Origin of the sequence: Streptomyces sp. WZ-12, from assembly GCF_028898845.1 — a bacterium.
Taxonomy (GTDB): Bacteria; Actinomycetota; Actinomycetes; order Streptomycetales; family Streptomycetaceae; genus Streptomyces.
Map to the genome: position 1 here is coordinate 139001 of NZ_CP118575.1, position 14369 is coordinate 153369.

The 14369-nt window shown below is 64.8% G+C and carries 12 protein-coding genes and 6 pseudogenes; 8 read left to right on the plus strand and 10 right to left on the minus strand.

Annotated features, from left to right (window positions below):
* Nucleotides 1-32: 32 nt before the first annotated feature.
* Both PV796_RS40725 and PV796_RS40730 read right to left on the minus strand, forming a co-directional pair.
* Entirely contained in the window at nt 33-290 is a 258-nt protein-coding gene (locus tag PV796_RS40725) for a helix-turn-helix domain-containing protein (RefSeq protein ID WP_274919518.1), read from the minus strand.
* On the minus strand, nt 287-499 hold the full coding sequence (locus PV796_RS40730) for a helix-turn-helix domain-containing protein (protein ID WP_342456978.1): 213 nt from the start codon (nt 497-499) through the stop codon (nt 287-289). Before PV796_RS40730 ends, PV796_RS40725 begins: the two co-directional genes overlap by 4 nt.
* Nucleotides 500-759: 260 nt before the next feature.
* Between PV796_RS40730 and PV796_RS40735 the strand changes: the two genes are divergently transcribed.
* Nucleotides 760-984 (plus strand): helix-turn-helix domain-containing protein, encoded by a 225-nt coding sequence (locus tag PV796_RS40735; protein ID WP_274919520.1) that lies wholly within the window; start codon nt 760-762, stop codon nt 982-984.
* A 301-nt stretch (nt 985-1285) separates the two neighbouring features.
* On the opposite strand, the gene PV796_RS40740 is transcribed toward PV796_RS40735, so the two are convergent.
* Both PV796_RS40740 and PV796_RS40745 read right to left on the minus strand, forming a co-directional pair.
* Nucleotides 1286-1744, minus strand: coding sequence for a transposase family protein (locus tag PV796_RS40740; RefSeq protein WP_274919521.1), 459 nt, complete (start codon nt 1742-1744; stop codon nt 1286-1288).
* A 183-nt stretch (nt 1745-1927) separates the two neighbouring features.
* Nucleotides 1928-2539 (minus strand): annotated as a pseudogene (locus tag PV796_RS40745) (transposase); the annotation flags it as partial.
* Nucleotides 2540-2541: 2 nt separating this feature from the next.
* Between PV796_RS40745 and PV796_RS40750 the strand changes: the two are divergent.
* Together PV796_RS40750 and PV796_RS40755 are read left to right on the plus strand one after the other, a co-directional pair.
* Nucleotides 2542-2838 (plus strand): annotated as a pseudogene (locus PV796_RS40750) (integrase core domain-containing protein); the annotation flags it as partial.
* Nucleotides 2839-3177: 339 nt separating this feature from the next.
* Complete coding sequence (locus tag PV796_RS40755; RefSeq protein ID WP_274919523.1) at nt 3178-3570, plus strand: hypothetical protein; 393 nt, start codon at nt 3178-3180, stop codon at nt 3568-3570.
* A gap of 57 nt (nt 3571-3627) precedes the next feature.
* Here PV796_RS40755 and PV796_RS42105 read toward each other — a convergent pair whose 3' ends face one another.
* The 3 genes and pseudogenes from PV796_RS42105 to PV796_RS40765 all read right to left on the minus strand — a co-directional run bounded on the left by PV796_RS42105 (nt 3628) and on the right by PV796_RS40765 (nt 5268).
* Nucleotides 3628-4170: a transposase gene (locus PV796_RS42105; RefSeq protein WP_446750732.1), complete on the minus strand. Its 543-nt coding sequence runs from the start codon at nt 4168-4170 to the stop codon at nt 3628-3630.
* Between the two features lie 106 nt (nt 4171-4276).
* Nucleotides 4277-4351: pseudogene (locus PV796_RS42110) on the minus strand (hypothetical protein); the annotation flags it as partial.
* Between the two features lie 695 nt (nt 4352-5046).
* Entirely contained in the window at nt 5047-5268 is a 222-nt protein-coding gene (locus tag PV796_RS40765) for a cold-shock protein (protein ID WP_274919524.1), read from the minus strand.
* An 817-nt stretch (nt 5269-6085) separates the two neighbouring features.
* Between PV796_RS40765 and PV796_RS40770 the strand changes: the two genes are divergently transcribed.
* The 5 genes and pseudogenes from PV796_RS40770 to PV796_RS40790 all read left to right on the plus strand — a co-directional run bounded on the left by PV796_RS40770 (nt 6086) and on the right by PV796_RS40790 (nt 11303).
* Nucleotides 6086-7300, plus strand: coding sequence for an IS3 family transposase (locus PV796_RS40770; protein WP_446750729.1), 1215 nt, complete (start codon nt 6086-6088; stop codon nt 7298-7300).
* A 202-nt stretch (nt 7301-7502) separates the two neighbouring features.
* A pseudogene (locus tag PV796_RS40775) lies at nt 7503-7664 on the plus strand (IS6 family transposase); the annotation flags it as partial.
* 241 nt (nt 7665-7905) lie between these two features.
* Nucleotides 7906-8670 (plus strand): IS5 family transposase, encoded by a 765-nt coding sequence (locus PV796_RS40780; protein ID WP_274918887.1) that lies wholly within the window; start codon nt 7906-7908, stop codon nt 8668-8670.
* 633 nt (nt 8671-9303) lie between these two features.
* Nucleotides 9304-9744, plus strand: coding sequence for a transposase (locus PV796_RS40785; RefSeq protein WP_274919525.1), 441 nt, complete (start codon nt 9304-9306; stop codon nt 9742-9744).
* Nucleotides 9745-9773: 29 nt separating this feature from the next.
* Complete coding sequence (locus tag PV796_RS40790) at nt 9774-11303, plus strand: ISL3 family transposase (RefSeq protein WP_446750720.1); 1530 nt, start codon at nt 9774-9776, stop codon at nt 11301-11303.
* A gap of 108 nt (nt 11304-11411) precedes the next feature.
* On the opposite strand, the pseudogene PV796_RS40795 reads toward PV796_RS40790, so the two are convergent.
* The 3 genes and pseudogenes from PV796_RS40795 to PV796_RS40805 all read right to left on the minus strand — a co-directional run.
* A pseudogene (locus tag PV796_RS40795) lies at nt 11412-12212 on the minus strand (IS256 family transposase); the annotation flags it as partial.
* A gap of 34 nt (nt 12213-12246) precedes the next feature.
* A protein-coding gene (locus tag PV796_RS40800) for an IS3 family transposase (protein WP_446750733.1) occupies nt 12247-13460 on the minus strand; the annotation gives its coding sequence in 2 pieces (ribosomal slippage) (nt 12247-13163 and nt 13163-13460; 1215 coding nt in all).
* 32 nt (nt 13461-13492) lie between these two features.
* Nucleotides 13493-14269: pseudogene (locus tag PV796_RS40805) on the minus strand (transposase); the annotation flags it as partial.
* Nucleotides 14270-14369: the final 100 nt, after the last annotated feature.

The following is a 14369-nucleotide window of genomic DNA, read 5'->3' on the forward strand; positions in this document are numbered from 1 at the left end:
ATTGGACGCCTGTCCGGAAACCTCGAGGCACCTCACCCACCCTCCACCTGCGGTGACCTGCGCAGATGGGAAGCCGCCGGCCACGTCTCCCTGCGCCATGCGGCCATCGCCTCCTCATCGCGCTCCACAGCCCGCACCTTCGGTACCTGCCAGGACCAGCCAAGGCGGTCCAGCAGCCGCCACACCCCGGAGATCTCATACGTGACGTGGAACCGCTCCTCGATCAGCCGGCCGATCCGCGCCAGCGTCCACCGCTGGTCCTCCAGCTCCGTTTCCTGCCCGGCGCTCAAGTACGAGCTGCCGCCCGACCCTTCGACAGCAGAGCCTCCCGACCGCCCTCGGCCCAGACCCGACGCCACAGGCTGACCGCCTGCGGCGTCACCCCGAGCATGCCCGCGACCCCGCTCTGCCGTATCCCTTGTTCGAATAAATCAGCTGCCCGCATACGCCGCCGCTCGACCTCAACTGCCCCCAACCGCCTGCGAGTTAGAATCCCCATACACACGGTATGCCGAACAAGGCCAGATCATCAAACGCGCCGTCAAAGATCAGTAGTACCAGTGTCCCAAAACGGAAGGTTGTCCATCAATCCGGGGCAACTTCACATCTGGGCCAAGACAGCCGAGGAAATCCTCACTCCCTTGCCCACTTCTGCCGACGGATCTCTGGCGCAGGACACTAGCCGTGAATACCCTGGCAGGGGGAACGCGAAGAGACATTCACAACGTATCGCCAACCATTTAGCCCCTGAGAGCTACCATGCGTCGCAAAGCATTGACAGCTGACCCGCGTCATAGGCTGCTGACCACAGCCGAAGCCGCCCGCATGGCTGGTGTTTCACCAGCCTGCATCCGCCAGTGGGTGAGGCGTGGATACCTGCAACCAATTGCCCACTATCGTCGAGGGAACATCCCGCTCTACCGGGAGGATCATGTATTGTTAGCTGAACGTGACCGCCGCACTCGTAAGGGTGAGCCTGCGTAGTTATTTAGCCGAAATCGCCTGACTGCCTCGCTCGTTGAGGGTATGCGATCCAGGGCTGACGCAAGTTCCTGTTGATCATGCATCTGGGCTGGCGAGAGACCCCGCTCCAGTCGCCCGTGCCCTCGATTCCGCTCGCTGTGCCGGACCGTCGCCCTCTCCCGCGGCAGACTCCGGCACGCCGCATAGAGTGTCGGCTGGTTGGCCTTCACGGTCATGATGAAGTGCGCCTTCTTGGCCTCGACCAGGAACTTTGCGGTCTCGGTCTGTGTATGGAGCGCGTCCAGGGTCACCCAGGTGCCGGTCAGGTCGACGTGGCGTACAGCTCACGCAGGCAGGGGATTTCGTTCGTCTTGTCCGGGACGCGCATCTGCCCGGTGACCAGGGCGTTCTCATCACAGCCGGACAGCAGGTGAGCGGCGGATGCGGTATGGGTGCGCGAGCCGCGGGCGCTCTTGCCGTCCACTGCCAGACGCTCCGGGCACCCCTTCGGCGCGGCGCGGCCGGTCAGCAGGGCCGCGAGCCCCTGTGGGCAGGTCATCAACAGCAGGCGCCGGACGGTGTCCTTGGCCGGGACAGGGCGCAGTCCGAGACTGCCATGGCCGGGAAAGCCCAGGCGAGCGCGGGCATCCTGGGTACTGTGGCGCAACCAGTCGGCGATCGCCGCATAAGACTTGGCGCCCGCAATCACCGCGGCCTGCGCAGCACGCAGAACCGGAAGCAGCGACCAACGCCGGCCCCGGCGACTGCGGGAATCGAACATCTCCGGATCGCCGTCAACAGTCGCGGAGGGTAAGCAGACGAATGTGGCAAGATACGACAACGCCGAAGTTCCGTTCCGGACAGCCGAGTTGGAGTCTCAGCTGAACCCAACGGAACTTCGGCTCTTCAGGTTGCGGAGCCTCTCACCAGCCCAGATACATGATCAACAGGAACTTGCGGGCGGCCGGCGAGCGATCTGCTCCGGACTCCAAGAGCTCGCCCAGCGACGGTCCTTGCGTGGACCGTGCCGTCGTCCGATCCAGCGTGTGGGCGGCCCGGGGATCTCGTTGCCGTCTGCCGCGGTGACCGTCCCGGCGAGCCGTTCCTGCACGTACTGCTGGAGCCGCTCGTTGTTGGCGAGCTTGGAGGTCTTGGGGCGGCAAGCCTGCCGATCGGCGTGCCACTGAGCAACCGAGGCTCGGTAGCCCAGACGGCCACCGCGGGCGGCCGCGTTGCATCGCGGCTCCCGCGAGATCGTCGAAGGGGAACGGTCCATCTGACGGGCGATGTCACGCACCCCGCAATTCTTGGCTCTCAGCAGCGCGATCTCCTCGCGCTCAACGAAGGACAGGTAGCGTCCCGAAGGCGAATTCAGGCTGAGTGGCGGCATGCCGCCACCCTCACGAAACCACCGAGGCCCCAGTGGCTGCGACACACCACAGGCGACGGCAGCCTCCTCGCTCGACAGCCCTTCAGCGATCTTCCGCCAGAACTGCTGTTTCTCCGCCCGCCGGTTGACCGGCGGGCGACCCGGCGACCGCAGCGGCGGACGCCGGCCTGAAAAGCCGCACTGAATCCGCCCAGTATGTGTCTATCCGCTACACCGACCGCCTCCACGAAGCCGGCGCCACCCGCGTCGGGACCGTCGGCGACGCCCACGACAACGCACTCATGGAGTCCACAATCGGCCTGTTCAAGACCGAGACCATCAAGCCCGGCGGCCCCTGGCGGACCCTCGACGACGTCGAGATCGCCACGCTGACCTGGGTCGATTGGTACAACCTGCAGCGCCTCCACAACAGCATCGGCAACCTCCCACCCACCGAGTACGAGGCGATGCACTACCGTTCACACCAAGCCACACAGACCCGCTGAAAACCACACATCACACTCCCCAACGAACCCAGTGCGGTTCAGTTCGAGGAGCTCTTCGTCGAGGTCGCACGCGGCAAGATAGAGGAAGACGGGGCATCTCCACAGGTGAAGCTACGTTTGGCGACTCTCCAAACCAGCGGGATGCCCCGTTCACAACGGCGTTGAACGGCAACGCCAGTGTGAAAGCAACGCTGCTGGACAGGCGGATCCCGCGCTCGGGGCGCTCAGACGTCATCCGCTTTCCGAACGTGATCGGCTGGTTCGGGCTGGTCGGGTGTGAACTCTGGCTCATGGAGGGAGAGTTAAGACGATTCGTTCGTCTCGCTCGTGGAGGTGGCTGTGCCGTCGGTGCTCGGTCTGCTGGAGGCCCGGGAGAAGAAGGTTCGCGAAGAGGTGGCGCGGTTGCGCGAGGAGGCCGAGCGGGTGCAGACCGCGCTCGATGCGGCTCAGGCGGCACTCGACCGGCTGTCCGCCGCGCGCGAGACCGTCGCCGAGGTCATGACCGAACTGCCCGCAGACCAGGACGGGGTGGTCCGCGATGCGGTGCCGCGCTCGGTGGTGCCCAACCGGTCCGAGGGCGTCGGGGCAGAGGTGCTCGCGCCTGAATACCGGCAGATCCTGTCCGTGCTGGCCGCTCCAGACACCGCGGACGGGCTGCGGGTGAAGCCGATCGCGGTGAGGCTGGGCCGGGAGACGCGCCGGCCCGCATCGAAGGGGTGCGCTCGCGGGTGAAGCGGCTGGCGGCGCGGGGCTGGGTGCGTGAGGTTTCGCCGAACGTGTTCGCCGCCCTCAGCCCGGCAGGGTCGGCGTCGGCCGCGGGGTGAAGCCGCTTGTGCGGCGGCCCGCGAGGCGTCCGGTCATCAGCATGGTCATCGACCACAGCACCATCGCCTCGTGCATCACGGGCAGCGTCTCGTAGTCGCGCACCAGCCGGCGCGAACGCATCAGCCAGCTCAGCGTTCTCTCCACCACCCACCGCCTGGGCAGAACCACGAACCCCGCACAGTCGTCGCTGCGCTTGACGATCTCAAGTGTGAGCTGGAGTTTCTCGGTCGCCCAGTCGACCAGACGCCCGGCATAACCGCCGTCCGCCCAGACGAGCTTGAGCGCGAAGTACCAGCTTCGGAGCCGCTGAAGCAGCGGGACAGCGGCGTCACGGTCCTGCACGCCGGCCGCGGTGACCAGCACCGCCAGCACCAAGCCGAGGCAGTCGACGATCAGATGACGCTTGCGTCCGCCGACTTTCTTCCCGCCGTCCCACCCGGACGTGGTCCGGGGGATGTTGGCGGCGGCCCGCACCGACTGCGAATCGATGATCGCGGGCCGTCGGATCCGGTGACCGGCCTGCCTTCGCCCGCACGCGGTCGCGCAACCGGTCGTGGAGCTCGGCCAGCAGGCCCTGGACCTGCCAACGGCGGGCGAAGTCGTGCACCCGCCGGAACGGCGGGAAGTCCACCGGCAGGTTCGCCCACTTCACACCGTTGTCCACGACGAAGCGGACCGCGTCGATCATGATCCGGTGGCAGTACTTCTCCGGACGTCCGCCCCGACCTCCAGCCACGCCGGAATCGGCAGCGAAGCCCGCACGACCCGCCACTCGACGTCCGTCATGTCCGAGCCGTAACACGGCGTCCTGATCGGTCCGTCGGCCGCGTTCCCGAACCGATGCGCGAGACAATCGCACACCGACACACGGCAGTTGGACTCCCCAGGGGCGATCACGCAAGACTGCGACAACAGGGCCTCCTGGATGCTCGAGCGTTCGCAACCCCGAGCTACCGAGAGGCCCTGCTCTTATGCGCCTGCACCACGGCGATCACCCGATCCAGAACACCGTTCCAATGATCAGGCTCCTCGAGCGGTAAGCGGATGACCTCTCAGACCTGCTCGAGCAGGAGGTCTGGGGGATCCTGACCGTGAGTTTTCGCTACGGCTATAGCCGACTGTGCCCCTTACTTCCCACGCAGGTCACTTCGGAGAGTTAACACAGGTCAGCCAACTTCGAGTGATCGTTTTCGCTTCGTCTGCCTGGTCTGGTGTGACGACACCCTCCACGTCTGGAGGACGCCCCAGGAAATCTTGTACCTGTTCGCGCTCGCCTGCGCTAACAACCCATACGGAGGACGTAGAGGATCCGTCATCGTGCCAGTCCAGCACGCTAAGAGTATGCCGATCGGTCATCATGTCCTCCCGGCCTCTTGCATCAGCTCACGTCGCGCGGCCAAGGGGGATGGGCGTGACGTTTTCAGCCTGTGGGCCCTTCGGGCCTTGGACGACATCAAACGACACCGTTTGGTTCTCCTCCAGGGAGCGGAACCCCGAGGCTTTGATCGCCGAGTAGTGAACAAAGACATCGGGGCCACCATCTTCCGGTGCGATGAACCCGAATCCCTTCTCGGCGTTGAACCACTTGACTGTCCCTGTAGCCATGGCCCCTCCTGAGACTGAGGCGGGGTACCGCTGATTCGACAGCGGAACCAGTATCGGCAGCTTCACCGATGAGTACAACAGAGACGTCTATTCGGTAAAAACGCCACCACTGCCTACACTCTAACGCTCATGTCCTTGATGGGCCAGGCGCCGCCATCACCAGCACCAAGCCGTCCAAGCCCACCACCGATGGAACAACGGCACCGTAGAAGCAACAACATGACCTCACGACGAAGATCACGACTTACAGCTGCCGTGTCGGAGGTGGTGAACTTCCACTGGAACGGCTGTGCGTGGCGCTGCACCCGGGTTCCCAGCTCTTCATCCGGGCGAAGGCGTGCTCCACAATCCCGTGTCCACCTGCGTGGAGCCGATCAGACCCCTCTCTGTCAAAGTAGGTCAAGCCAGGCATACTGGATGATTCATTGAGTCGAGGGTGGAGAGGGAGTAGTGCCCCAGGTGGCCAGCACCAACGACCACGGGACTCCTGATCCGCAGGTTGTGGAGCAGGCGGACGCCACCCCGGACAGCAGCACCTACTACACGTCGCATCGTTGTAGCGGTTGTGACACGGAGGTTCACGGGCTCCACGGCTGGTGGACGTGCGCGACGTGCGGGACATGCTCCCCCGTACTCTCCGCCGCCTGGTGGGTGGGCGGCCGACCCGGACTATGACGCCTGGTCGTGACCTGTGATTCTGAGGTTCGTAGTTGGTGTGGTGAGGGCTGCTTGAGCTGGGGTGTTGGGGACTCTCTGATAAGTAGTTCGGCGCTTGCGGGAGGTTTGAGGTGCCTCGAGGTTTCCGGACAGGCGTCCAATAGGATCGCCTGGAACAGGGAACGAGGAACAAGCAGTGGCACCGAGAAAGTACTCCCCGGAGTTCCGTGAGGAAGCCGTCCGGATTGCCTTGAGTTCGAGCAAGACGGTCACCGAGGTCGGCCGGGAACTCGAGATGAATCCGGAGACGCTCCGTGGCTGGATGAAGAAGCACCAGAAGCGGAATGAGTTGCCCGCCGATGCCGGCCTGCCCGTCAGTGAGCGTGCGCGACTGAAAGAGCTGGAACGGCGCAACCACGAGCTCGAGATGGAGAACGCCTTCCTGACAAAAAGCCGCAGCGTACTTCGCGAAGGATCCCCGGTAGCGAGCAAGTACGAGTTCATCGATGAGATGCGACTTGATACGGCGGAGTACGTCTACAGCGTCGAGTTCATGTGCAGCAGACTCGGCGTTTGCAGATCCGGCTACTACGAATGGCGCGACCGTCCAGAATCCGCAACAGCCAAGCGGCGCGAGGAACTGAAAATGCTCATCAAGAAGGCATTCGAGGAATCCGACAGCACCTATGGCTACCGGCGCGTCCACGCCCAGCTGGCCCGCTGGGGCCGCGCCGTCGGCCCGGAGCTGGTCCGCCGCCTCATGCGCGAGATGGGCCTGGAACCCTGCCAGCCGAGGCCGAATCGTTTCGGCCTCACCCAAGCCACGGCCAGCCTGGTGCCAGACCTTGTCGGCCGCGACTTCACCGCCGACACACCCGGCGAAAAACTTGTCGGCGACATCACCTACATACCGACGACAGAGGGCTGGCTTTATCTCGCGACCATTATCGACTGCTGCAGCAAGGAAGTTATCGGCTACGCAATGGATGACCACTACCGGACGCCGCTCATCGTCCGGGCTATCCGTAACGCGGCACGAAACCGCAAGCTCACCAAGGGCGCGATATTTCATAGCGATCGCGGCAGCAACTCCATGTCCACCGAGTTCGCAGATGTCCTCAAGAAGCTTCAACTCCGAAAGTCCGCCGGGCGCACGGGGATCTGTTTCGACAACGCGATGGCCGAATCATTCTTCGGAGTCCTCAAGAACGAACGCGTATCGCGCGTCACGTACTTGACCCGCGAGGCCGCACGACAGGACATCACTCGATACATAGAATTCTGGTACAATCGCAAGCGCCTTCACTCGGCAGTGGGGTACCACCCTCCCCGCGAAGTCCACGCCGAGCACCAGAAGCTGCGAATAGCCGCGTGAAATAGACCGCCAGACGACTGTCCGGAAAACGCGAGGCCCCTCACGTTCGAGACTGGGTCTCAAAAAACAAGCACAGAGCTCGACTATCTGGCGACGGAACTCCGGCGGGTAGGCCGGACGCGTCCTCGGCACGATGAAGTCCTCCTTGCGGGACCCAATGCCCCAAAGCGGAAGGTTGTCCATCAAACCGGGGCAACATCACCGCTCCGTCGGAGCGGCCCAGAGATTCCTCGCTCCCTTCTCCCGGATCTCCTCACACTTCCGACCCCGGCGGCTCCTGCTCACAGCCAGTGACTATCGCACCGAGATGACCGAACGCTTCACCGTCTGGAAGACCACCACCACCATGGCTATCACCGGCTGACCAAGGTGCCCGGCACCAGCACAACCACACCCCCCAACTCACCACCCACACCAGCAACTTGACAGCATCCCTTCGGAAATCCTCAGCTGCCTTGAGTGCTCTTCGCGGAAGGTGACAATGAGCCTTTGCCAACCTGCTGGGCTTGATGGGGTGTTGGGGTGGGGCCCAGGTGCGTGACATGACGAAGCTCCTGGTAGACGAGTTCACGACCAAGATCGCTCGTCTGCTCCAGGAGCTTCGCGTGCTTGTCTACCCGTCCGCGCTCGACCTGTCCACTTCCCACCTGCGGTTTCTGACGGCTCAACTGGCTGCACACCGGGCCGGGCGGGGTACGCGCTGGCGCCGGCTGCCCGCTGGCCGACAGGCCCTGCTGGTGTTGGCGCACCTGCGCTGTGGGCACACGTATGCGCAGCTCGCAGCCGGGTTCAAGGTTGGTCTCAGCACCGTCTACCGATATGTCGCCGAAGCCGTGGAACTGCTGGCCGCCCTGGCGCCGGAGCTCGCGGCGGCGGTGAAGGCGGCACAGGGCAAGGCGTTCGTCATCTTGGACGGGACCCTGCTGCCGATCGACCGGATCGCCGCCGACCGACCCTTCTATTCGGGCAAGCATCGCAAGCACGGGATGAACGTGCAGGTCCTCACCGACCCGCACGGCCGACTGTTGTGGGCATCGCCCGCCCTGCCCGGCGCCGTCCACGACATCAAGGCCGCCCGCACTCACGGCATCATCAACGCCCTGTCTGATGCCGACCTGGCCTGCTGGGCGGACAAGGGATACCAGGGCGCCGGCGGGAGTGTCCGGGTGCCCTTCCGCGGCCGGCACAACAACCTCTCCGCAGGTCAGCAAGCTGTTAACGTCGCACATGCGCGCATTCGGGCTCTCGGAGAGCAGGCGATGGCCACGCTCAAAACGTGGCGCCTCCTGCGCAAACTCCGCTGCAGCACCACCCGCATCACCGGCGTCGTTCAAGCAGTGCTGACGCTTCACCTGAACTGCTCAAAGTGAGGTTGGCAAAGGCTCAATGCCTGATAGCCTGCCGAACCGAGAAGCTCGGTTGACGTCGACGGGTTCTTGTCACACCATGAAAAGACAATCGTTAGGCATGCCGAGATATCAATCCCCTGCGAACGGCGTCTGACACGGAAATAGGGTGAACCGTGCCGCGGAGTCGCCTCGGTCTGACAGGCACTGATGGGCTTGTGGGCTATGCGGCTGCGTAGAGCACGCTATGTGGTGTCTTTCGCGGTGTGATGACGTTCGTACTCGGCTGGGCTGAGCTGCTCGTTTCGCCGAGTGGCGGCGTCGGGGGTTGTGCTGATCTTTGACGGCGCGTTTGATGATCTGGCCTTGTTCGGCATACCGTGTGTATGGGGATTCTTACGGGTTGACCCGCGATTGATGATCTTGGTCACGTGTGGGGACATGGGGAGGGTCACGGGAGTTGTCCTGAGTGTGATGATCCGCCAGGCCCGTGTAGCTATGTCCCATCCCGCCTTCCGTGGTGTTCCGGAGCAGTTCCTGGGTGAGTTGGTGGCCGAGCTCGCGCCGCGCTGGGAGGCGCGGTGCGAGTCCGAGCGGCACGGCCGTCGCCAGGGGGCTCGGAAGCGGTAGGCGGGGGCCGGGTCGAAGTGCGAGTTCGTGTTCCTCGACCGGCTGCTGGTGACGCTGGTGCACCTGCGGACCGGGCTCACCCACCAGGCTCTGGGGGTGATCTACGAGGTGGGCTCGTCCACCATCGGCCGGGCGGTGAGGGAGATCCGCCCGCTGCTCGCCGAGCGGGGGTTCGCCGTCCCCGAACGGCCCGGCCTGCGGCTGCGTACGCTCGAGGACGTGTTCGCCTATGCCGAAGCGGAGAACGTGACGCTGCGGATCGACGGGATGGAAACCCAGGTGAGGCGCCCCAAAGCGGGCAGGCCCGGACGGCGCGCGTTCGTGTCGGGCAAGCGGAAACAGAACACGATCAAGACCACCACGATCAGCGACGAGGCGGGCCGCACCCTGTGGTCCGGGGCCGAACGCCCTGGCAGAATGCATGAAGCAGGAGGGATGTACTGGGCTCTGTTCCGTAGTTGGTGGTGACGAAGGGTGATGTGTGTCGTTGACATCTCATGCGGGATGTCAACGAGCTTGTGGCTGTGGTGTTTTCGGGGTTGTCAGCGCTGGTCATCGAGGATGTTGCGGGCGACGGCGAGGCGGTCCGGGTCACCGCCCGGACCCGGGATGTTCCGGTGCCCTGCCCGGTGTGCGGGGTGCCGACGGCGAAGGTGCACGGGTACCACCACCGGACGGTGGCGGATGTGCCGGTGGATGGCCGCCGGGTCGTGGTCCGGGTCCGGCGTCTGGTCTGCCCTGTCCTGGGCTGCCGGCGGCAGACCTTCCGCGAACAGATACCGGGGCTGCTGGAACGCCATCAACGCCGCACCACGCGTCTGACCGGCCAGATCTCCAAGGTGGTCAAGGAGTTATGCGGCCGGGCGGCAGCCCGGCTCACCCGGTGGCTGGCCACACCGGTCTCGTATGCCACCGCCCTGCGCCTGCTGCGACGCATCCCCGCGCCGCAGGTCCGCGTTCCACGGGTGATCGGGGTCGACGACTTCGCCCTGCGCCGCCGGCACCGCTATGCCACGATCGTCATCGACGCCGAGACCGGCCAGCGCGTCGAGGTTCTCCCCGACCGCGAGGCCGCCACTTTGGAGACCTGGCTGCGCGGGAAGAGGGGAATCGAGGTCGTGTGCCGGGACGGATCGGTCACCTACGCCGAGGCGATCCGGCGGGCACTGCCGGACGCGGTGCAGGTCAGCGACCGCTGGCACCTGTTCCGCAACGTGTGCGACAAGGTCCTGGCCGAGGTCCGCGCCCATGCTCCCTGCTGGGCCACCGTCAACCCGCCCCGCCCCGGCGGGGTCCGTGAGCAGACCACCCGCGAGCGCTGGCACAAAATCCACGGCCTCCTCAGCCAGGGCGTCGGCCTGCTCGACTGCTCCCGCCGTCTGGGACTGGCCCTGAACACCGTCAAACGCTACGCCCGCATCCCCGAGCCGACGGCCTTGCGCATCGCTCCCCAGTACCGGCCCACCCTGGTCGACCCCTACCGCGACCATCTGCGCGCCCGCCGCGCGGCCGATCCCGCAGTCCCTGTCACCCACCTGCTGCGGGAGATACGGGAGTTGGGCTACACCGGCAGCGCCAACCTGCTGGTCCGCTACCTCAACCACGGCCGCGCCGAAGGCGACCGCCCGGTCACCACCCCGCGACGCGCCACCCGACTCCTGCTCACCCGCCCTGAACACCTGCGCACCAAGGAGACCACCCTCCTGGAAGCTCTCACCGCTGCTTGTCCTGAGATGACCGAACTCGCCCGGCTCGTCCGCGAGTTCGCCGAGCTGCTGGCCCCGGCCGCGGGCAACGACGCCCGGCTCACCGAATGGATCACCGCAGTCCGGGCCGCCGACCTGCCCCACCTGCAGACCTTCTGCAACGGCCTTGAACTCGACCGCGCCGCCGTGGACGCCGGCCTCACCCTGCCCTACCACAACGGACGCACCGAGGGCGTCAACACCCGCACCAAGAGGATCATGAGGCAGATGCACGGACGAGCAGGCTTCGCCCTCCTCCGCCACCGCATCCTCCTCCCATAAGCAGAACCCAGCGTCACCACCGACTACGGAACAGAGCCGGTCTGTGTGTGATGGGTGTTGTGCTCTGTGGTCCTGGTTCCTGCCGTGGTTACTTTCGGTTGATGTTGGTCAGAGCGGGAGTCGGTCGCCGAACCGGATCTTGAACTGGTTCATGGCGCGGGTCCAGCCGAGGGTCCCGGTGCCGCGGACACGGCCTTGGGGAACGTGACCGTTGCCGTCGATGTGCCGGCCCTCGATGGTGCGGATGCCGAGGTAGAGCATTTTCATGGCGGCGTCGTCGGAGGGGAAGTGCCCGCTGGTCTTGGCGAGTTTGCGCAGGTTGCGGTTCATCGACTCGATCGCGTTGGTCGTGTAGATGACGCGGCGGATGTCGGGGTCGAAGTCGAGGAACGGGATGAACTGGGCCCAGGCGTTCTCGGACACACTGATCGTGCCGGGGTATTGCCGTCCGAAGTCCTCGCGGACAGCTTCGAGGGCGGTGGTCTCGTCGACTGCGGTGTAGACCGGCTTCAGCGCCGCGGCGACCTTCTTGCGGTCGGTGGAGTTGACGTATTTCAGTGCGGACCTGATCAGGTGGACGACACAGGTCTGGGTGATCGCTTGGGGCCAGACGGCCTCGATGGCCTCGGGCAGGCCCTTGAGCCCGTCGCAACAGTCGATGAGGGCATCGGCCAGGCCGCGGTGCTTGAGCTGGGTCAGGACGTGGAGCCAGAATTTCCCGCCTTCGTTGTCCTGGAGCCAGATGCCCAGCACATTCTTGACGCCGTCGACATCGACGCCGATGACCAGGTGGGCGGCCTTGTTGACGACGTGTCCGTTGTCACGGACCTTGCTGCGGATGGCGTCGATGTAGAGGATCGAATAGCACTCGTCCAGGGGACGGTTCTGCCAGCTGGTTACTGAGGGGCCTCGCGTTTTCCGGACAGTCGTCTGGCGGTCTATTTCACGCGGCTATTCGCAGCTTCTGGTGCTCGGCGTGGACTTCGCGGGGAGGGTGGTACCCCACTGCCGAGTGAAGGCGCTTGCGATTGTACCAGAATTCTATGTATCGAGTGATGTCCTGTCGTGCGGCCTCGCGGGTCAAGTACGTGACGCGCGATACGCGTTCGTTCTTGAGGACTCCGAAGAATGATTCGGCCATCGCGTTGTCGAAACAGATCCCCGTGCGCCCGGCGGACTTTCGGAGTTGAAGCTTCTTGAGGACATCTGCGAACTCGGTGGACATGGAGTTGCTGCCGCGATCGCTATGAAATATCGCGCCCTTGGTGAGCTTGCGGTTTCGTGCCGCGTTACGGATAGCCCGGACGATGAGCGGCGTCCGGTAGTGGTCATCCATTGCGTAGCCGATAACTTCCTTGCTGCAGCAGTCGATAATGGTCGCGAGATAAAGCCAGCCCTCTGTCGTCGGTATGTAGGTGATGTCGCCGACAAGTTTTTCGCCGGGTGTGTCGGCGGTGAAGTCGCGGCCGACAAGGTCTGGCACCAGGCTGGCCGTGGCTTGGGTGAGGCCGAAACGATTCGGCCTCGGCTGGCAGGGTTCCAGGCCCATCTCGCGCATGAGGCGGCGGACCAGCTCCGGGCCGACGGCGCGGCCCCAGCGGGCCAGCTGGGCGTGGACGCGCCGGTAGCCATAGGTGCTGTCGGATTCCTCGAATGCCTTCTTGATGAGCATTTTCAGTTCCTCGCGCCGCTTGGCTGTTGCGGATTCTGGACGGTCGCGCCATTCGTAGTAGCCGGATCTGGAAACGCCGAGTCTGCTGCACATGAACTCGACGCTGTAGACGTACTCCGCCGTATCAAGTCGCATCTCATCGATGAACTCGTACTTGCTCGCTACCGGGGATCCTTCGCGAAGTACGCTGCGGCTTTTTTCAGGAAGGCGTTCTCCATCTCGAGCTCGTGGTTGCGCCGTTCCAGCTCTTTCAGTCGCGCACGCTCACTGACGGGCAGGCCGGCATCGGCGGGCAACTCATTCCGCTTCTGGTGTTTCTTCATCCAGCCACGGAGCGTCTCCGGATTCATCTCGAGTTCCCGGCCGACCTCGGTGACCGTCTTGCTCGAACTCAAGGCAATCCGGACGGCTTCCTCACGGAACTCCGGGGAGTACTTTCTCGGTGCCACTGCTTGTTCCTCGTTCCCTGTTCCAGGCGATCCTATTGGACGCCTGTCCGGAAACCTCGAGGCACCTCAGTGGCCGGGTCGCCGAAGACGAACTCACCGCCGTGCTTGGGCGGTCGGCCGCCTTTGGGGTCGTAGATCCGGGGAGGCGTCGGCCGCCGCATCACCCGATCTGAGCGGAGCCGGCCGAGGATCTGAACCGGCAGGTCCGCCAGGAGATGTGCGATGCGGGGTGCGTCGTAACCGGCGTCCAAGACCACCAGGATCTCCGGGTCGCCCTCCTGCCACTGGCCGGCGGCGATCAGTCGCTGGACCACCTCCCGGACCTGGGCGGTGGTGATGGCGGCGAGGTCAGCACCGGGTTCCAGGCGGACGGCGTCAAGAATCGCCGTCCAGGAGGTCCGACCCGTCTCCAGGGCCGCCACGATCGAGTAGGGCCAGCCGGGCATCATCTGGTGCTTGGCCTCGCCGCGTCCGTAGGTGTGGCAAAACGAGCGGTCCGGGCAGGTCCCCGCATCCGGCCGCAACCACGGCGAGACATCCACCGCCAGGACCAGGCGGCCATCCGCCGCCCGCGGCAATGGCAGCCCGGCCAGAGCCCGACGGAGCCGGGCGACGTCGAGGCAGCCGCCATTGAGCCCGCCGTACAGCGAGCCATGACCACGGCGGTGTTCAGGGGCCAGCGCAAGCTCGACGAGCGATCTGACGGGGCCGTCGGTGCACAGCATGGCGTCGCACAACTCGAACAACGCGTCGCCCCACGCGGTCAGACACGTGTACAACTCCGTCCGGAAGCATGACAGTTCCGCGAACGCATCCCGCAGGACGTGCTGATCCCCCACACTCATGACTACGGCCTTCGTGCTCTTCCTGTGCCTTGTGACGAAGCAAAGGATCAGACGAAGGCCGCCCCCATTTCCTCTGAACTGCGAAAACGCTGCTAAAGTT